Annotated in this window: 21 protein-coding genes; 12 read left to right on the top strand and 9 right to left on the bottom strand. The window is 63.7% G+C overall.

All coding sequences use genetic code 11. The features are described from left to right. The first annotated feature begins 175 nt into the window (after positions 1-175). The 5 genes from C7I87_RS30330 (at position 176) to C7I87_RS30310 (ending at position 6,320) form a co-directional block, all read left to right on the top strand. Entirely contained in the window at positions 176-2,056 is a 1,881-nt protein-coding gene (locus tag C7I87_RS30330; protein ID WP_149907652.1) for a potassium/proton antiporter, read from the top strand. A gap of 159 nt (positions 2,057-2,215) precedes the next feature. Further along, positions 2,216-3,412: a phosphoglycerate kinase gene (gene pgk / locus C7I87_RS30325; protein WP_149907651.1), complete on the top strand. Its 1,197-nt coding sequence runs from the start codon at positions 2,216-2,218 to the stop codon at positions 3,410-3,412. A gap of 147 nt (positions 3,413-3,559) precedes the next feature. After that, entirely contained in the window at positions 3,560-4,585 is a 1,026-nt protein-coding gene (locus C7I87_RS30320) for a class I fructose-bisphosphate aldolase (RefSeq protein ID WP_149907650.1), read from the top strand. Between the two features lie 183 nt (positions 4,586-4,768). Next, positions 4,769-5,530 (top strand): DUF899 domain-containing protein, encoded by a 762-nt coding sequence (locus C7I87_RS30315; RefSeq protein ID WP_149907649.1) that lies wholly within the window; start codon positions 4,769-4,771, stop codon positions 5,528-5,530. Between the two features lie 76 nt (positions 5,531-5,606). After that, the gene (locus tag C7I87_RS30310) at positions 5,607-6,320 is read left to right on the top strand and encodes an SGNH/GDSL hydrolase family protein (protein WP_149907648.1); all 714 of its coding nucleotides are present in this window, start codon (positions 5,607-5,609) and stop codon (positions 6,318-6,320) included. A gap of 25 nt (positions 6,321-6,345) precedes the next feature. Here the strand turns inward: C7I87_RS30310 and C7I87_RS30305 are convergent, their stop codons facing one another. Both C7I87_RS30305 and C7I87_RS30300 read right to left on the bottom strand, forming a co-directional pair. Next, on the bottom strand, positions 6,346-6,525 hold the full coding sequence (locus C7I87_RS30305; protein ID WP_188394056.1) for a hypothetical protein: 180 nt from the start codon (positions 6,523-6,525) through the stop codon (positions 6,346-6,348). Positions 6,526-6,623: 98 nt separating this feature from the next. Continuing rightward, positions 6,624-7,577 (bottom strand): ring-cleaving dioxygenase, encoded by a 954-nt coding sequence (locus C7I87_RS30300; RefSeq protein ID WP_149907647.1) that lies wholly within the window; start codon positions 7,575-7,577, stop codon positions 6,624-6,626. 266 nt (positions 7,578-7,843) lie between these two features. Between C7I87_RS30300 and C7I87_RS30295 the strand changes: the two genes are divergently transcribed. The 4 genes from C7I87_RS30295 to C7I87_RS30280 all read left to right on the top strand — a co-directional run bounded on the left by C7I87_RS30295 (position 7,844) and on the right by C7I87_RS30280 (position 9,959). Further along, the gene (locus C7I87_RS30295; RefSeq protein ID WP_135882141.1) at positions 7,844-8,011 is read left to right on the top strand and encodes a hypothetical protein; all 168 of its coding nucleotides are present in this window, start codon (positions 7,844-7,846) and stop codon (positions 8,009-8,011) included. A gap of 84 nt (positions 8,012-8,095) precedes the next feature. Next, positions 8,096-8,686, top strand: coding sequence for a DJ-1/PfpI family protein (locus C7I87_RS30290; protein ID WP_149907646.1), 591 nt, complete (start codon positions 8,096-8,098; stop codon positions 8,684-8,686). Positions 8,687-8,760: 74 nt separating this feature from the next. Further along, positions 8,761-9,216, top strand: a complete 456-nt coding sequence (locus C7I87_RS30285) for a hypothetical protein (protein WP_149907645.1) — start codon at positions 8,761-8,763, stop codon at positions 9,214-9,216. A 23-nt stretch (positions 9,217-9,239) separates the two neighbouring features. Next, complete coding sequence (locus tag C7I87_RS30280; protein WP_013529238.1) at positions 9,240-9,959, top strand: helix-turn-helix transcriptional regulator; 720 nt, start codon at positions 9,240-9,242, stop codon at positions 9,957-9,959. A 63-nt stretch (positions 9,960-10,022) separates the two neighbouring features. On the opposite strand, the gene C7I87_RS30275 is transcribed toward C7I87_RS30280, so the two are convergent. The 4 genes from C7I87_RS30275 to C7I87_RS30260 form a co-directional block, all read right to left on the bottom strand. Further along, positions 10,023-10,712, bottom strand: a complete 690-nt coding sequence (locus C7I87_RS30275) for a DUF1013 domain-containing protein (RefSeq protein ID WP_149907644.1) — start codon at positions 10,710-10,712, stop codon at positions 10,023-10,025. Positions 10,713-10,858: 146 nt separating this feature from the next. After that, a complete protein-coding gene (locus C7I87_RS30270; protein ID WP_246696457.1) occupies positions 10,859-11,086 on the bottom strand; it encodes a helix-turn-helix transcriptional regulator in 228 nt (75 codons plus the stop codon). 175 nt (positions 11,087-11,261) lie between these two features. Then, positions 11,262-11,402, bottom strand: a complete 141-nt coding sequence (locus C7I87_RS30265) for a DUF1127 domain-containing protein (RefSeq protein WP_013892619.1) — start codon at positions 11,400-11,402, stop codon at positions 11,262-11,264. Between the two features lie 176 nt (positions 11,403-11,578). After that, a complete protein-coding gene (locus C7I87_RS30260; RefSeq protein WP_149907643.1) occupies positions 11,579-12,589 on the bottom strand; it encodes an NAD(P)H-quinone oxidoreductase in 1,011 nt (336 codons plus the stop codon). Between the two features lie 121 nt (positions 12,590-12,710). On the opposite strand from C7I87_RS30260, the gene C7I87_RS30255 reads away from it, so the two are divergent. The 3 genes from C7I87_RS30255 (at position 12,711) to C7I87_RS30245 (ending at position 14,533) form a co-directional block, all read left to right on the top strand. Beyond that, positions 12,711-12,905: a DUF1192 domain-containing protein gene (locus C7I87_RS30255; protein ID WP_027141877.1), complete on the top strand. Its 195-nt coding sequence runs from the start codon at positions 12,711-12,713 to the stop codon at positions 12,903-12,905. A gap of 85 nt (positions 12,906-12,990) precedes the next feature. Next, positions 12,991-14,238 carry an MFS transporter gene (locus tag C7I87_RS30250; RefSeq protein ID WP_149907642.1) on the top strand — a complete coding sequence of 416 codons (1,248 nt, stop codon included), beginning with the start codon at positions 12,991-12,993 and terminating at the stop codon, positions 14,236-14,238. Between the two features lie 31 nt (positions 14,239-14,269). Further along, positions 14,270-14,533, top strand: coding sequence for an ArsR/SmtB family transcription factor (locus C7I87_RS30245; protein ID WP_149907641.1), 264 nt, complete (start codon positions 14,270-14,272; stop codon positions 14,531-14,533). A 31-nt stretch (positions 14,534-14,564) separates the two neighbouring features. On the opposite strand, the gene C7I87_RS30240 is transcribed toward C7I87_RS30245, so the two are convergent. Genes C7I87_RS30240 through C7I87_RS30230 form a run of 3 tightly spaced genes read right to left on the bottom strand, consistent with a single transcriptional unit; the run spans position 14,565 to position 16,052 of the window. Next, positions 14,565-15,053 (bottom strand): SRPBCC family protein, encoded by a 489-nt coding sequence (locus tag C7I87_RS30240; RefSeq protein WP_246696456.1) that lies wholly within the window; start codon positions 15,051-15,053, stop codon positions 14,565-14,567. A 13-nt stretch (positions 15,054-15,066) separates the two neighbouring features. Beyond that, positions 15,067-15,390: an ArsR/SmtB family transcription factor gene (locus tag C7I87_RS30235; protein WP_149907640.1), complete on the bottom strand. Its 324-nt coding sequence runs from the start codon at positions 15,388-15,390 to the stop codon at positions 15,067-15,069. A 5-nt stretch (positions 15,391-15,395) separates the two neighbouring features. Continuing rightward, on the bottom strand, positions 15,396-16,052 hold the full coding sequence (locus C7I87_RS30230) for a glutathione S-transferase family protein (RefSeq protein ID WP_149907639.1): 657 nt from the start codon (positions 16,050-16,052) through the stop codon (positions 15,396-15,398). Between the last annotated feature and the right edge of the window lie 30 nt (positions 16,053-16,082).

The following is a 16,082-nucleotide window of genomic DNA, read 5'->3' as shown; positions in this document are numbered from 1 at the left end:
TGTGTCCAACTTTCGGGGGTCAGTTCATCGAAGGCGGGTTTTTGTTTGCCGGAGCAGCAACACGAAAATCGGCGGCGCGGGGCAAAAAACCACCCTCCTGCCTTGCACTGGTCACGCCTTCGCCCCACTCTCCCGTAAAGCCAGGAGGCAGAGGAATTCGAGGGGCAAATCACGGATGGAGCATGCGATCTATCTCGTTACGCTGGTCGGCACGGCGCTCATTGTCGCCGCCGCGTTTTCGAGCCTGATCGCCTTTCGCTTCGGCGCCCCGCTCCTGCTCCTGTTTCTGTGCATCGGGCTCGCCACCGGCACCGACGGCCTCGGCATCCAGTTCGACAACGCACGTATCGCTTATTTCGCCGGCTCACTGGCGCTCGCCATCATTCTGTTTGATTCCGGTTTCGGCACGCCGCTCAACGCCTTGCGGCAGGCGGCAGGACCAGCCCTGTCGCTGGCGACCCTCGGCGTGCTGCTCACCACCGGCCTGTTCGGCGCCGCCGCCTATTATCTGCTCGACCTCAGCTGGCTGGAATCCTTCCTGCTCGGCGCCGCCGTCGCCTCGACCGATGCGGCCGCGGTGTTCTTCCTGCTGCGTGCCGGCGAGATCAATCTGCGCGAGCGCGTGCGCTCCACTCTCGAAGTGGAATCGGGCACCAACGATCCGATCGCCATCTTCCTGACCATCACGCTGGTCGAGGTCATCGCCGCCCATGCCAATCCTGAAGCCAATGTCCTGGTCACCAATCTGATCCTCGGCTTCCTCATCAACATGGGCCTCGGCGCCATTGTCGGCGTGCTTGGCGGCCTCGCCATCGTGCGCCTCGTCGATCGGCTCAACCTCGACCACGGCTTGCTGCCGATCTTCGTGCTGACCCTGTCGCTGATGGTCTTCGCCGCCGCTGGCGCCATCGGCGGCTCGGGCTTCCTGGCCGTCTATATCGCCGGGCTCATCGCAGGCAATTCCGACATCCGCGCCGTCACCATTCTGAAGCGCTTCCAGGACGGCATGTCATGGCTGGCGCAGATCATCATGTTCCTCATCCTCGGCCTGTTCGCGACGCCCTCGCAATTTCCGGCGATCATGGTGCCTGCGGTAGCCCTGGGCCTGTTCCTGATGTTCGTTGCCAGACCTGTCGCCGTATGGCTCTGCCTGATGCCGTTCCGCCTGCCGCGTCCCGAAGTCGCCTTCGTCTCCTGGGTCGGCCTGCGCGGCGCCGTATCGATCCTGCTCGCCATCACACCGCTGCTCGGGGGGCTGGAGAACGGCCGCACTATCTTCAACGCCGCCTTCATCATCGTTCTGGTGTCGCTGGTCATTCAAGGCTGGACCGTCGGCCCGCTGGCGCGGCGCCTCGGCCTCATCGTGCCGGCGCGGCTCGGACCCCTGGATAAGGTCGAGCTGGAACTGCCTGGCTCCGCGCATCACGAACTCCTTGCCTATCGTGTGGCGCCGGGCAGTCCGGTGGCGCGCGGCGAGCGCATCCCGCGCTGGGCGCGGCCCTCGCTGGTGCTGCGTGACGGCCGCTCGATGCGTTTCCAGGACATGGGCCGGCTCGCGGCCGGCGATCAGGTCTACATCTTCGTGCCCGACCGCTATCCGCGCCTGCTCGACAAGCTGTTCGCCAGCCGCGCCGTGGTCGATCCGGAGGATGCCGATTTCTTCGGCGCCTTCGCCGTCGAGCCCGAACGCTCCGCCGCCGAATTGGAAGCCGCCTATGCGCCGGGTCTCACCGAGGCCGAGCAGAAGCAAACAGTCGGCGCGCTGGTCACGGCGCGGCTCGGCGGCCATGCCGAATATGCCGACCGGATTCTGCTCGGTCCGATCGAGCTGATCGTCAGGGATGTCGACGACAAGGGCAGGATCACAGGTCTCGGCCTCTCCTTCGAGCCGACGGCACCGGTGGCGCGGGTGCCTGTCTTCCTGAGCGCAGGCGAGATGGGTGACCGTCTCGGTGCCTTTATCCGCAAGTGGCGCAAGCCGGCCGAGGCGCAGGTCACGGCACAGGCGGATGACGCCCCTGAGCCTCCGGTCGAGAAGGCATCGGCCGAAAGCTGACACAGGCGATTGCTTGCATCGCCCCAGACATACTCCGGGCGCCTTCACGGACTATGTTTCCGCCCGTCTCAAAATTTCGCAGCCAACCCCGGCCAAAGCCTTGCATCGCCGCCGATGCGGGGTATGGTCCCGGCGATTTTCAGACGAAAGGGACCCGGCATGGCTGCTTTCAAGACACTGGACGATATCGGCAACATCAGCGGCAAGCGCGTGCTGGTGCGGGTCGACCTCAACGTTCCCGTCGCCGATGGCAAGGTCACCGACGCCACCCGCATCGAGCGCATCGCGCCGACCATCGCCGAATTGTCCGGCAAGGGCGCCAAGGTTATCCTGCTGGCCCATTTCGGCCGACCCAAGGATGGCCCCTCGCCGGAATTTTCGCTGGGGCCTATCGCCAGGGCGACCGCTGAGGTGCTCGGCCGCCCTGTCGGCTTCGCCAGCGATTGCGTCGGTGACACGGCGGGCAGCGCTGTCGCCGCCATGGACAAGGGCGACGTGCTGCTCCTGGAAAACACCCGCTTCTACAAGGCCGAGGAGAAGAACGATCCCGCCTTCACCGAACGGCTCGCCGCCAATGGCGACATCTTCGTCAACGACGCCTTTTCCGCGGCCCACCGCGCCCATGCCTCGACGGAAGGGTTGGCGCGCCTGTTGCCGTCCTTTGCCGGCCGCACCATGCAGGCCGAGCTTGAGGCGCTCGAGAAAGGACTGGGCAATCCGGTCCGTCCGGTCGTCGCCATCGTCGGCGGCGCCAAGGTCTCGACCAAGATCGACCTATTGATGAACCTGGTGAAGAAAGTCGACGCCCTGGTCATCGGTGGCGGTATGGCCAACACCTTCCTCGCCGCGCGCGGCACCGATGTCGGCAAGTCGCTGTGCGAGCATGACCTGGCCCCGACCGCCAAGCAGATCATGATCGAGGCGGCCGAGGCCGGCTGCGCCATCATCTTGCCGGTCGACGGCGTCGTCGCCAAGGAATTCAAGGCGGGTGCGGCCTGCGAGACCGTCGCCATCTCCGACGTACCGGCCGATGGCATGATCCTCGATGTCGGGGCCAGGACCGTGACGACAATCGGCGAATGGATTGACCGCGCCGCGACGCTGGTTTGGAACGGTCCGCTCGGCGCCTTCGAAATCGAGCCGTTCGATCACGCCACGGTGGCGGCGGCCAGGCACGCGGCCGCGCGCACAAAAGCCGGCAAGCTGGTTTCGGTCGCTGGCGGCGGCGATACGGTTGCAGCGCTCAACCACGCCGGTGTCGCGGACGATTTCACCTATGTCTCGACCGCTGGGGGTGCGTTCCTGGAATGGATGGAAGGCAAGCCGCTGCCTGGCGTCGACGTGCTGAAGCGCTGAGGCGTTCGGCGGCTCGCCGACAATCCGATCAACTCGAGGGGCCGGCGGCAGCGCCGGTCACTTTCAATCGATTCGAGCTTTCCGGCGTCATTCCTTTGGCGGTAGACTTCCGTTAAACGCGAAACGACACCGTCAAGGAGAGCAACCATGAGCGAACGTCTCGAAGATATTGCCGCCGCGATCGTGGCGAATGGCAAGGGCCTTTTGGCCGCCGATGAAAGCTCCGGCACCATCAAGAAGCGCTTCGACGTCATCGGCGTCGAATCGACCGCCGACAGCCGCCGCGACTATCGCGAGATGATGTTCCGCGCCAAGGACGCGATGACCAAATACATTTCCGGCGTCATCCTCTATGACGAGACCATCCGCCAGAAAGCCGCCGACGGAACGCCTCTGGTCGACATCATCAAGGCATCAGGCGCCATTCCCGGCATCAAGGTCGATGCCGGCGCCAAGCCGCTGGCCGGCTTTCCCGGCGACACCATCACCGAGGGCCTCGACGGCCTGCGCGAACGGCTTGCCGACTATTACAAGCTCGGCGCCCGCTTCGCCAAATGGCGCGCCGTGATCGACATCGACAAGACCAGGGGCGTGCCCTCGGCCACTTCGATCGGCGCGAACACACATGCACTCGCCCGCTATGCCGCCCTTTGCCAGGAAGCCGGCATCGTGCCGATCGTCGAGCCCGAGGTGCTGATGGACGGCGCCCACGATGTCGGCACCTGCTACGAGGTTTCCAAGGCGACGCTGACAAGGCTCTACGACGAACTCTACGCGGCGCGCGTCGTGCTCGAAGGCACGATCCTGAAGCCCAACATGGTCCTGTCGGGCAAGAAGTCTGGAACGGTGGACAGCCCGGAAGAAGTCGCCGAGAAGACGATAAAGCTGTTCCGCGAGACGGTGCCGGCAGCGGTGCCGGGCATCGCCTTCCTCTCCGGCGGCCAGGAGGACGAGGAGGCGACCGCCAACCTCAATGCCATCAACGCCATCGGCCCGCATCCGTGGAAGCTGACCTTCTCTTATGGCCGCGCGCTGCAGGCCGCGCCGCAGAGGGCCTGGAGCGGCAAGGCCTCGAACGTCGCCGCCGGCCAGGCCGCCTTCACCCACCGCGCCCACATGAACCATCTGGCGGCACTTGGGAAATGGCAGCCGGCATTGGAAAACGCCGCCTGACATAGCTTCTCTGTTCGCATCCGAACCCGGGCCATGTGCCCGGGTTTTGTTTGCGGCACCAAGAATTGGGCCAGAGCTTGGGGTCGAGCTCAACCGTCCTTATGTCCTCTCCGGCGCTTCCGGCCGCGATGTCGGATCCCGCTCGTCCCGAACGTCCTTGGGATGACAGACAGGGAGAGACACATGCATCGCAACAAGGTCGTTTCGCGCGAAGATTGGTTCGAGGCGCACAAGGCACACCTGGCACGCGAAAAGGAACTGACCCGGTTACGCGAGCGCGTTGCGGCCGAGCGGCGGCAGCTACCCTGGCTGAAGGTGCGGAAGGATTATGTCTTCGAGACGGAACAGGGACCGAAGAAACTGGCCGATCTCTTCGCCGGCCGCAGCCAATTGATCGTCTATCATTTCGTGTTCGCGCCAGGCTCGACGCATCACTGCGAGAGCTGTGCCTTCGTCGCCGATCATATCGACGGAGCCAACCAGCATCTCAGGCATCATGACGTGTCGCTTGTCGTGATCGCGCGCGCGCCGCTCGCCGAGTTGCTGCCTTACAAGCAGCGCATGGGCTGGAAATTCGACTGGGTGTCCTCCTACGCCTCGGACTTCAACTTCGACATGCAGGTGTCCTTCACCGACAGGCAGATCGCCTCCGGCGAAGCCGTCTACAATTTCGAAACACCCGTGTCGACGTCGAAGGACCTGCCCGGCACCACCGTCTTCTACCGTGAGGAAGCCGGCGACATCTTTCTGACCTTCATGTCGCGCGCCCGTGGCAGCGAGCAGTTCATCGGCGCCTATCAATATCTCGACATGGCGCCGAAAGGCCGTGGCGAGACCGGCCCTTACGGGACTTCGATGGACTGGGTGCGGTTGCACGACGACTATGGAAACAGGTCGCGGCAGGACGACGCCTGGCCCGAGAGCAATTCCCGGAAAAATGCGTAGCGGTTTTCAAGCGGGGTCCGTTCACGCCGGCCAAAACATGCGCTAAGGCTGCCACAGTTTGTTGCACGGTATTGCCATGCGTTTCCCGACCATCCTCACCTGGCTCGCCTTCCCTATCTATGTCTGGCAGGGGTTGGGCGTGCGCCGCCGCACCTCGCGCATGCTGCCGGCGCAGGGACCGGTCATGCACGATCTCGCCGGCAACGAGCCGGCGATCTCGTTGCTGGTGCTGGGCGATTCCTCGGCCGCGTCGGTCGGCATCGGCAACTCCGAAAACGGTCTAGCCGCGCAGCTCGCCGTCCTGATTGCGCAGCGCACCGGCAGTGCTGTGCGCTGGCGTGCCGCCGGCTTCAATTCGGCGACGTCTGGCCAGATCCGCGACCATGTCCTGCCCAACCTGTCGGCCGATGCGTGGACGCATATCGTGCTCGCCATCGGCACCAACGACACCAAGAACTTTCATTCCGTGCCGCGCTTCAAGAAGGAGTTCGGCGGCCTGCTCTATGCGCTGCGCGCCAAATGGCCGGAGGCGCGCGTGGTATGGTCGCCGGTGCTGGAGTTCACGCGTGCGCCGGCCATGCCGTCGCTGCTCGGCGAGATCCTCGAAATCCGCGCCACCGCGATGAACCGGATGGGCGAACGCCTCTGCCTGGAACGCGGCGCTATGCCGGCGCCGCGCCTGCCGATCACCAACCCCGAGGCCGGTTTTGCCTCCGACGGATTTCATGCCTCGGAAGCCGGCTACCGGGCCTGGGCGGAACATCTCGTCGGCCCTGTGCTTGGAGACTGAAGCCGGCCGCAAATGTCGCGAGGGCCTATGTCAAATGCCCGAGCACGGCCGCCAGCGAGATTGCCGCCATGGCGAGCAATGCCATTTTCCAGAAATCGGCGCGACGCCTGAGTCCCGGCCAGCCGAGCGGCTTGATGAGCTGGATCACCATGAACCCGACGATGACAAGGGCGAGGAGTTTCGTCATGCCGCCTTTGACCAGCAACGCCGTCCCCTGTCAAAGCGGTTCGTTCGCTCCCCGACAAAGAAAAGGCGCCGCGATCCCGAACCGGAACGCAGCACCCGCCTTGACGGCGCAGCGATCTACTTCAGCGGCTTGAGGCCAGCCTCGATCGAAGCGCGTTTGGCCTCCAGGAACGGCGGCAGGGCAAGGCTTTCGCCGAGCGTCTCCAGCGGCTCGTCGGCGGTGAACCCCGGCCCGTCGGTGGCGATCTCGAACAGGATGCCGTTCGGCTCGCGGAAATAGAGCGAGCGGAAATAATAGCGCTCGACCTCGCCGCTCGACGGCAGCCGGAATTCAGCCAGGCGCGCCGTCCATTGATGCAACGTCTCCTGCTCTGGCGCCCTGAACGCCACATGATGAGCCGCACCGGCGCCTTGCCTTGCAGGTGCCAGCCCCGGCTGCACGGCCACATGAAGCTCCGCCGCCGGCCCGCCCGCGCCCATTTCGAAGACGTGGACCTGACCCTCGCCATCGGGCGAGGCATAGTCACGAACCTTGCGCATGTTCATCACCTTGGTCAGCACCGCCTCGGTATTGGTGATGTCGGGAACGCTGATGGCGATTGGCCCGAGTCCGCGGATCTGATGCTCGGCCGACACCGGGCTTTGCGCCCAGGGATGGCTGCCACCCTCGCCGCCATCGCTGACGAGCCGCAGGCGCTGGCCTTCGGGGTCCTCGAAATCCAGCGACGAGTAGCCGCCGATGTCGGCAATCTCTCCCGTCACGATGCCTTCGCTGGCAAGGTGCTGCTTCCACCAGGCAAGGCTCTCATGACTGCCAACCCTGAGGCTGGTCCGCGCGATGCTGTGCGTGCCGCGCCGTTCGCGGCCGACCGGCCAGTCGAAGAAGGTGAGGTCGGTACCCGGCGTTGCCTCGCCGTCGGCATAAAACAGATGATAGGCCGAAGTGTCGTCCTGGTTCACCGTCTTCTTGACCAGCCGTAGACCCAACACCTTCGTGTAGAAGTGAAGATTGCCCGGCGCATTGGCGGTGATGGCGGTCAGATGGTGAATTCCTGTCAGTTGCAAGTCCATGGTCGTCTCCCTATTTTTGGGGAAGAATTTTTCTCCTTTCATATCAGAACTCCGGTCACCTCGCTGAAGGCCGCGTATCCTAACAGTCCGTCTCCAAACGATGAACAATATACATTCGATTAGCCTTCGATTGGTGAACAATCCATGCCTGCATGACCTGTCACGGCAAGAACGGAACGGTCGTTGCAGGACCTGACTTCCTCCTGACAGACTGCTGTCAGGAGGGGTGTGCGATACTGTCTCCAGTTAGAGAGAGGAGATTGGTCATGAACGGTTTTACCATTCTGCGCGGCATGCAGCACTATGTCGGCAAGATCCGCACGATGCGCAACGAGATCCGGACCCAGCGGTTTATGAACACGCTGCCCGCCGACATTCGCAAGGATATCGGCTGGCCCGACATGTATGCCGAGCGTCGCCATCACGGCAATTGAGGCAGAATTTTCAACGCGGCGGTTGGATGCTGACCCGTCAGCGCCCAGATACTATGTCCGGCGCGCGAGGGATGGAGCGAACTCATGCCCGATCAGAAGACAATCGGCTTCCTTTTTATCGAGGGTTTTGCCGACTGGGAATATGGGCTGCTGGCAGCCTCGGCGGTCGAATGGTTCGGTGCTCGCGCCGTCTCGCTGACGCCCGGGCGCCAGCCAGTAACCGGAATCAGCGGTTTTCGGCTGACGCCGGATCGCTCGGCGGACGCCGATGAGAACGCCGATCTGGATGCCGTGGCCGTCATCGGTTCCGACCAGTGGGCGGGCAAGGCACCGCCGGATGTCGCTGAGTTGCTGAACGCCGTCGCGGCACGTGACGGCGTGGTCGGCGGCATCTGCGCAGGGACGTTGGCGCTCGCCCGCGCCGGTATATTTCGGAAGGCAAGGCACACCAGCAATGGCCGTGACTGGATTAACGGTCACGAAGCCGGCTATACCGGCGACCTGAACTATCAGGACGTGCCGCATGCCGTGGCTGACGGCAAAATCGTGTCCGCGCCGGGTTCGGCGCCGGGCACCTTTGCCCTTGCCTTCCTGCAGACGCTCTATCCCGAAAAAGGCAGCGAGCTCGCGCAGATGCGGACGTTGTTCGCCAAGGAGTATGCTGAAGCCTCCTGACAGCATGCTGTCAGGAGGGGCGTGCAATGATGCAGGATCGAAACATTGCGCGTCGACGGTCGGAAGGACGATCGATGAAGAGTTGGAACGACAGGCTGAGCACACCAGGCATCAACGGCGTGAAACCAACGCCGCGCACGATGGGAGATGTCATCGAGGGCCAGCCGATGTTGGTGCCGACCGCGCGCCAGGTCGACGATTTCATTCGCTCGATTCCCGAAGGCGTCCATATGGACATTCGCGCGCTGCGCACGGCCCTTGCCATCGAGCACGGCGCCGAAGTGACATGCCCGGTCACCATAGGTTATCATCTGCGCACGGTCGCCGAAGCCGCCAGGGAAGACCTTGAGCGCGGCATGACACTGAGCGACATCGCACCCTTCTGGCGCGTGCTCGATGCGAAGACGCCGACAACGAGTAGATTGTCCTTCGGCGCGGAATTTGTCGCCGCGCAGCGCAAGCGCGAAGGGCTGAACCGTAATGCATGCCATGTGGAAGTGGATCCGGTCCGGGAGCCACGGCATGCATAGGAAAGACACTGGGGAAGCAAACGATGCGCCGCGCCGACAGGCTCTTTCAGATCGTGCAGCATCTGCGTGGTGGCCGTCTGGTCACCGCCCAGAAGCTCGGCACGTGGCTCGAGGTTTCCGAGCGAACCATCTATCGCGACATAGCAGACCTGCAGTCGACGGGCGTGCCGATCGACGGAGAGGCTGGCGTTGGCTACATGATGAGGGAGGGTTTCGACCTTCCGCCGCTGATGTTCACGCGTGACGAGATCGTGGCGCTGGTTGCCGGCGCCCGCATGGTGCGCGCCTTTGGCGGCGCTGCGATGGCACGAGCCGCCGACGAGGCGCTGGTCAAGATCGGTGCCGTGTTGCCCGATGCTGAAAAGGACCGCATCGCCCGCACCGAGATCCACACGCCGATGTGGGTGGTCAGCGACGCCGCCCGCGAGGCGATCGACCTGATCGAGCGCGCGGTCGAAAAACGCCAGGTACTGACCATCGACTACTCGGACGAAGCCGGCCGCGGTACCGCACGCGATATCAGGCCGCTCGGCCTGTGGTTCTGGGGCAAGGTCTGGACGCTGGTCGCCTGGTGCGAGATGCGCGATGACTTTCGCGCTTTCCGCATCGACCGCATCGCCTCTGTCGTCATCGCCGGACGCATCTTCAAGCCCGAACGCGGCAAGCAGCTTGCCGACTTCTACCGGGCGGTGGAGCGCAGCGAGGACTATGGCATGGCGCCGGACCGCGCGGCGCGAAGCTGAGATTTGCCAGACCGCACAAGAAAGCCCGCTCGAAGCGGGCTTTCTTGTGCGTTGGCGAAAAGTCTATTCCTCGTCGTCCGTATCCTTCGACTTCAGCGCCGACAGTTTGGCGAAGACGGCGTTGGCATCGAGCTCCGCGTCCTCGTCCTTCGGCTTCTCCGGCGCCGGCACCAGCCGCTCGGTCAATGCCGCCGGCAGCAGCGTGTCGCCGACCGGCTGCGCCTGTTCGCGGCCGCGCGAGGCGCGGTTGACTTCCATGTCGAGGTCGATCTGGGAGGCGAGGCCCAGCGTCACCGGGTCCATCGGCTGCAGATTGGCCGAATTCCAGTGCTTGCGTTCGCGGATCTGCTCGATCGTCGACTTGGTGGTTCCGACGAGGCGTGAAATCTGCGCGTCCTTGAGTTCGGGATGGTTGCGCACCAGCCACAGAATGGCATTCGGCCGGTCCTGGCGCTTCGACAGCGGCGTGTAACGCGGCCCCTTGCGCTTGGATTCCGGCACCCGCACCTTGGGGTCGGAAAGCTTCAGGCGCTGGTTCGGGTCCTTCTCGGCGCGCGCAATCTCGTCTCGGGTCAGCTGGCCGGTCATGATCGGGTCCATGCCCTTGATGCCTTGCGCCGATTCGCCGTCGGCGATCGCCTTGACCTCGAGCGGATGCAGCCCGCAGAACTGCGCGATCTGCTCGAAGGAAAGCGCGGTGTTGTCGACCAGCCAGACGGCGGTCGCCTTGGGCATCAGCAGCGTATTGGCCATTTTTAAAAATCCTTCTCGTTCGCCCGCGTTCCCGCGCGGGCGGTGGTTTAGAGCCACCAAAATGGGAAATTCGCGGCCTGTATAACCGTTCCCTGCCCGTTTCGCAACGTTTTTGGAGAAGCCCGCCGGAAACCGCGACCCGGCGGTTACCGGAACGGCCCCGTGCCCTTGAGCAGCGCCACAAGCTGGCTCTGTTGGCGTGTTCCGGTCCTGGCTAATATCCGTTCGAGATAGGTTCGTCCGGTCTTCACGGTGATGTTGGCGCTTGCCGCCGCCTCCATCAGGGTTTGCCCCTGCGAAAGTGCCGAGGCCAGGCGCGCCTCGGCTGGCGTCAGGTCGAACAGGCCGGCAAGCAGCGTTGGCGAGGGCACCATGGCGCTGGCCATGCCCGCCCGGCGACAGGAGCGGCACGATTGTCTCTGCCGCTATTCTGCGCCAAAAAAACAAAACCCGCCGGACAGGGTCCAGCGGGTTCGGAACCGGCGACGAACAAGGCGTCTGCGGCGGCTCTGCATTGCGACCCTGCCTTGCGGCGGGTCGCGCTTGCAATCAGATCGCCTGACGGGCGATCCTCTCGATGTCACCGCGGTTGATGCCGAGGTCGCTGAGCTGACGCGCGTTGAGGCGGTTCAGTTCGCGAACGGTCTCGTTGTACATGCGCCAGTTACGGAATGCGCGGATCGGGTTCATGGTAGTCCTCCTGAATTGGGTTCGTTTCGATGATGCTCAAATAGTGATCATCGATCCGGACTTGAACGGCCGATTTTGCATAGCAATGATGCAAATGCTGCATTGCACCATTAAGCTTCCGTTCATCTTGTAGGCAGGCGTGCGCCCGGACGTGTCGAGATACACGCGAATGCGGTCTAGCCGACGTCGAGCACGATCTTGCCGATATGCTCGCCCTCCTCCATCCGCTCATGCGCCCGCCAGGCATCGGTGAGCGGGTAGATCATGTCCATGACCGGAGCGACCTTGCGCGCGCCCAGCAGGGGCCACACCTGCGCCTCCAGCGCCGCCGCGATCGCGGCCTTGAATTCGACAGTACGCGGCCTGAGCGTCGAACCCGTATGGGTCAGCCGCTTGACCATGATCTTGGAAAAGTCGGCGCTCGCCACAGCACCGGCCTGGACGGCGATCTGCACGATGCGGCCCTCGATCGCCGCGGCCTCGTAGTTTCGCTGGACATAGTCGCCGCCGACCATGTCGAGGATGACATTGGCGCCCCGGCTTTCGGTCGCCTCCTTGACCGCGGCGACGAAATCCTGCTCGCGATAGTTGATCGCGCGATCGGCGCCGAGCTTCAGACAGGCGTCGCATTTCTCCTTGGATCCGGCGGTGGTGATGACATAGGCGCCGAAGGCCGAGGCAAGCTGGATTGCCGTGGTGCCGATGCCGGACGAGCCGCCATGGACGAGCAGTGTCTCACCCTTCTTCAGTCCGCCGCGCTCGAACACATTGTGCCATACGGTGAAATAGTTTTCCGGCACCGCCGCCGCCTCCGTATGGGTGAAGCCTGCCGGCAGCGGCAAAACGCTGCCCGCATGAACCCTGACATATTCGGCATAGCCGCCGCCGGGCGTGAGCGCGCAGACCCGGTCGCCGATCCGCCAGCGCGATATCCCGTCGCCAAGGGCGGCCACTTCTCCAGATACCTCGAGGCCCGGCAGGTCCGATGCGCCGGGCGGCGGCGGATAGGCGCCCTTGCGCTGCTGGACGTCGGGCCGGTTGACGCCGGCGGCATGCACCTTGATCAGGATTTCCCCGGGACCCGGCACCGGAACGTCGCGCGTTTCCGGCTTCAGCACCCGGGGACCGCCCGGCTCCGAGATCGCGATCGCCGTCATCCGTGCCGGAATATTCTGTCCGCTCGCCATGAAGTTTCCCGTCTTTCCTTGCCGGCTTTCACCGGCTGTTTGCATCGATGCCCCTGCCCTATGTATGCTGATTGCCAAATCAGGCAAATGGCCAATCTGGTCTGGCGGAGGAGGAGCAACGATGGCGATCTTCGACGACGAACCCAAGAAGAAGGCGCGCCCGCACGAGATCGGGCAGGACCTATCGCTGCTTTCCGTCGGTGAACTGTCCGAGCGCATCGGCATCCTGCGCGACGAGATCGCCCGGCTGGAGGCCGAACTCAAGACCAAGGACAACACCAAGTCGGCTGCCGAGGCACTGTTCCGCCGCGGATAATTCGCCGAGGTAAGCGTCCGCCGCCGAAAAGCCCGAATGCGACTGTCTTCAAACCTGCGTCCTCCCAGTCCAGCCGGATCAAAAAATGCTCGCAGCCTATCGACCGATCCTTTCCCTGCTTCGCGGCACCGCCTTTCTTCTGGCCGCATCTGGACTGCACGGGCTGCTGTTGCCCCTGCGCGGCCAGGTGGAAGGCTTCTCGACCGCTTCGCTCGGGCTGATGGGCACGGCCTGGGCCGGCGGCTTCGTCACCGGCTGCTTCTTCGCGCCACGCCTCGTGCGCCGCGCCGGACATGTGCGCGCGTTCGGTGCCTTTGCCGCGTCCGGCGCCATCGTGGCGCTGCTCACCGGCCTGATCATCGACGAATATGTCTGGATCCTGCTGCGTGCCTTCACCGGTTTCACCATGGCCGGGGCCTTCATGGTCATCGAGAGCTGGCTGAACGAAAAGGCCACCAACGAGAACCGCGGCACCGTCTTCGGCCTCTATATGATGGTCACCTACGCCTCGATCATGGGCGGACAGATGATCGTCGCCGGCGGCGACGTGAAATCGGCGTCGCTGTTCATGATCACCGGTATCCTGTTCTGCCTGTCGCTGATCCCGACCGCGGTTTCGACGGCCTCGCATCCGAAGCCGCTTCAGGACGTCAAGCTCGACGTCAAGGGGCTCTACGCCAACTCGCCGGTGTCGGCGATCGCCTGCCTGTTGATCGGCATCGCCAATGGCGCCTGGGGTACGCTTGGCGCCGTCTACGGTGCCCGCATCGGCATCTCCACGGCCGAAATCGCTTTGATGATGAGCCTTGTGGTGGTCGCCGGTGCCGCCATGCAGCTTCCGGCCGGGCGTCTATCCGACAAGACCGACCGGCGTTTCGTGCTGGCGGGTGCTGCCTTTGGCGGTGCCCTGGTCGCGGTTCTCATCTTCCTGTTCGAGCCGCGCTCCGCCGTCTTCGTCATCGTGCTGACCGCCGCCTACGGCGCTTTCGCCTACACGCTCTATTCGATTGCCGTGGCGCATGCCAACGACCACGCCCGCTCCGAGGATTTCGTCAAGGTATCGGGCGGCCTGCTGCTGCTTTACGGCTTCGGCACCATGATCGGGCCGTTGCTGGCCGCCGCCCTGATGGGCTGGATGCGCCCGGAGGGCCTGTTCCTGGCAACCGCCTTCGCGCATCTATCCCTGGCTGGCTACACGCTGCTGCGCATCAGCCGTCGCGCTCCGGTGCCGATCGGAGATCGCGATGCCTTCAAGACCCAACCGGCCGACCGTTCGGTGACCCCCGAAGCATTGCGGCTTGATCCGAGAAGAAAAGCAGAAGCAAACAGTTGAGATTTGAAAAACTTTGCCTCACAAATGAGGAATGATGTTTTCTGACGCCTTCATGGCGATCGCCGACCCCAATCGGCGCCATCTTCTGGAAGAACTTCGACGCGGTCCGAAGACCGTCAACGAATTGGCGGCGGGGCTGCCAGTCTCCCGCCCGGCCGTATCACAGCATCTGAAAGTGTTGCTCGACGCCGGGCTGGTCAACGCCAAGGCTGAAGGCACAAGGCGTGTCTACACAGTGAGCAATGCTGGCTTCCTGAAACTCAACATCTGGCTCGATCAATTCTGGAAAGCTTGATCAGTTCTCGATGCCGAACCCGACGTGCCGGTCAGGACTGCGAATTCACGAAGGCGCCGAGCGCGTCGAGCAGTTCGCCCGTTCCGTGCTCGCGCGTGGCTGAGGTGTCGTGGCCGTCGAAGAAGGCGCCCTGCTCCGTCATCACAAGCCGTGTGCCGCCGCTTTCCGCCACAAATTCGATCGTCGCCAGCGATACCGAGACGCGGGTTTCGCCGAACAGCAGCTCATAGCTGTAGACGATGCGCTGGTCGGGCACGATGTCCTGATAGACCGCGTTGAAGAAATGCATCTGTCCATCGCTCGGGCAGCCTGCATTGACCTCCTTGCCGCCGATGCGGAAGTCCATCTCGTGCCGGCTGGGAGCCGGGTCATGGGGATCGACGAACCAGCGACGCTTGGCATCCGGGTTGCTGAACGCGGCGAAGACTTTCGCCGGTGCCACCGGATAGCTCCGCTCGACGACAAAGGTGGAATGGACAACGGATCGTTCAGTCATGAAACCTTCCTCGATCTTCGACATGACATTTTCCTCTTCAGCTTTCGGCCAGGAAATCGCCGAGCCGATCCAGTCGGCGTTCCCATGAGAGACGCCGTTCGTTGATCCAGTGCTCGGCCGCTCGCAGCGCCTTCGGTTCGATCTGGCAGGTGCGCACCCGCCCGACCTTCTGCGTGCGCACCAGGCCGCTCGCCTCGAGCAAATTCAAGTGCTGGACGACAGCCGACAGTGACATCGCCAGCGGTTCGGCCAACTGGCTCACCGAGGCGGGGCCCCGCGACAGCCGGTCGACCATCTGCCGCCGCGCCGGATCGGCGAGCGCCTGAAACATCAGGTCAAGCTGGGCGGGATCATGTAGCATCGCACTCAGCCGTTGTTGTAGGGGAAGAGCTTGAAGTAGGGCTGCGCCTCCTCGATCACCCTGGTGAAGGCGGCGCGCTGCAGCAGGCGGTCGTGATAGCGCTTCACGGCGGGATACTTGTCGCCGAAAGGCTCGACCTTGTTGGCGTAGAAGAGCGCCGGAGACGCCGCGCAATCGGCCATGGTGAAGGCATCGCCCACAGCCCATTCTCTCGCCTGCATCGCCTTTTCGATGATGGCGTAGGAATTGCGCAACTGACCGCGCGCCTGCTCGACACCGAATGGATCGGTCTCGCCCTGCCGCCGCAGCCTGTCGCCGACGATCTTCTGCATAGGCTCCTGCACATAGAAATCATAGAAGCGGTCGGTCTGGCGGACCGCCAGCGCGATGTCGATGTCGGCTGGAACGAGTTCGACCGGTCCCGGATAGTGCGCGGCCAGATATTCTACGACAATGGTCGATTCCAGCACCGTGCGGTCGCGCGCGTCGTCGCGCAGCGCCGGCATCTTGCCTGTCGGCGAAATCTCCAGGAAGGCCGCGCGCGATTGCTCGTCGCCGAGATCGACAATGACCGGGGCAAAAGGCGTGGCGTTCTCATAGAGCGCGATCAGCGGCTTCCAGCAGAAGGAGGCCAGCGGATGGAAATGCAGGATCAGGGACATTCTTGTTCTCGTCTGTTTTTGCGGTAACAC

It is taken from the genome of Mesorhizobium sp. SARCC-RB16n, assembly GCF_008520305.1.
Lineage (GTDB): Bacteria > Pseudomonadota > Alphaproteobacteria > Rhizobiales > Rhizobiaceae > Mesorhizobium.
The sequence above is the reverse complement of the archived record's forward strand: the minus strand, read 5'-3'. Positions and strand labels throughout refer to the sequence as shown.

Excerpts from the sequence above, each read along its gene's own strand:
- C7I87_RS30270 (WP_246696457.1), bottom strand. The coding sequence starts at position 11,086 with ATGGTGCCCTCGCCAACGCTGCTTGCCGGCCTGTTCGACCTGACGCCA.
- C7I87_RS30255 (WP_027141877.1), top strand. The coding sequence starts at position 12,711 with ATGGCGATCTTCGACGACGAACCCAAGAAGAAGGCGCGCCCGCACGAG.
- C7I87_RS30275 (WP_149907644.1), bottom strand. The coding sequence starts at position 10,712 with ATGGCCAATACGCTGCTGATGCCCAAGGCGACCGCCGTCTGGCTGGTC.
- C7I87_RS30265 (WP_013892619.1), bottom strand. The coding sequence starts at position 11,402 with ATGAACCCGATCCGCGCATTCCGTAACTGGCGCATGTACAACGAGACC.
- C7I87_RS30330 (WP_149907652.1), top strand. The coding sequence starts at position 176 with ATGGAGCATGCGATCTATCTCGTTACGCTGGTCGGCACGGCGCTCATT.
- C7I87_RS30285 (WP_149907645.1), top strand. The coding sequence starts at position 8,761 with ATGAAGAGTTGGAACGACAGGCTGAGCACACCAGGCATCAACGGCGTG.
- C7I87_RS30295 (WP_135882141.1), top strand. The coding sequence starts at position 7,844 with ATGAACGGTTTTACCATTCTGCGCGGCATGCAGCACTATGTCGGCAAG.
- C7I87_RS30260 (WP_149907643.1), bottom strand. The coding sequence starts at position 12,589 with ATGGCGAGCGGACAGAATATTCCGGCACGGATGACGGCGATCGCGATC.
- C7I87_RS30290 (WP_149907646.1), top strand. The coding sequence starts at position 8,096 with ATGCCCGATCAGAAGACAATCGGCTTCCTTTTTATCGAGGGTTTTGCC.
- C7I87_RS30245 (WP_149907641.1), top strand. The coding sequence starts at position 14,270 with ATGATGTTTTCTGACGCCTTCATGGCGATCGCCGACCCCAATCGGCGC.
- C7I87_RS30250 (WP_149907642.1), top strand. The coding sequence starts at position 12,991 with ATGCTCGCAGCCTATCGACCGATCCTTTCCCTGCTTCGCGGCACCGCC.
- C7I87_RS30315 (WP_149907649.1), top strand. The coding sequence starts at position 4,769 with ATGCATCGCAACAAGGTCGTTTCGCGCGAAGATTGGTTCGAGGCGCAC.
- C7I87_RS30310 (WP_149907648.1), top strand. The coding sequence starts at position 5,607 with ATGCGTTTCCCGACCATCCTCACCTGGCTCGCCTTCCCTATCTATGTC.
- C7I87_RS30230 (WP_149907639.1), bottom strand. The coding sequence starts at position 16,052 with ATGTCCCTGATCCTGCATTTCCATCCGCTGGCCTCCTTCTGCTGGAAG.
- C7I87_RS30280 (WP_013529238.1), top strand. The coding sequence starts at position 9,240 with ATGCGCCGCGCCGACAGGCTCTTTCAGATCGTGCAGCATCTGCGTGGT.
- pgk (WP_149907651.1), top strand. The coding sequence starts at position 2,216 with ATGGCTGCTTTCAAGACACTGGACGATATCGGCAACATCAGCGGCAAG.
- C7I87_RS30235 (WP_149907640.1), bottom strand. The coding sequence starts at position 15,390 with ATGCTACATGATCCCGCCCAGCTTGACCTGATGTTTCAGGCGCTCGCC.
- C7I87_RS30240 (WP_246696456.1), bottom strand. The coding sequence starts at position 15,053 with ATGTCGAAGATCGAGGAAGGTTTCATGACTGAACGATCCGTTGTCCAT.
- C7I87_RS30320 (WP_149907650.1), top strand. The coding sequence starts at position 3,560 with ATGAGCGAACGTCTCGAAGATATTGCCGCCGCGATCGTGGCGAATGGC.
- C7I87_RS30300 (WP_149907647.1), bottom strand. The coding sequence starts at position 7,577 with ATGGACTTGCAACTGACAGGAATTCACCATCTGACCGCCATCACCGCC.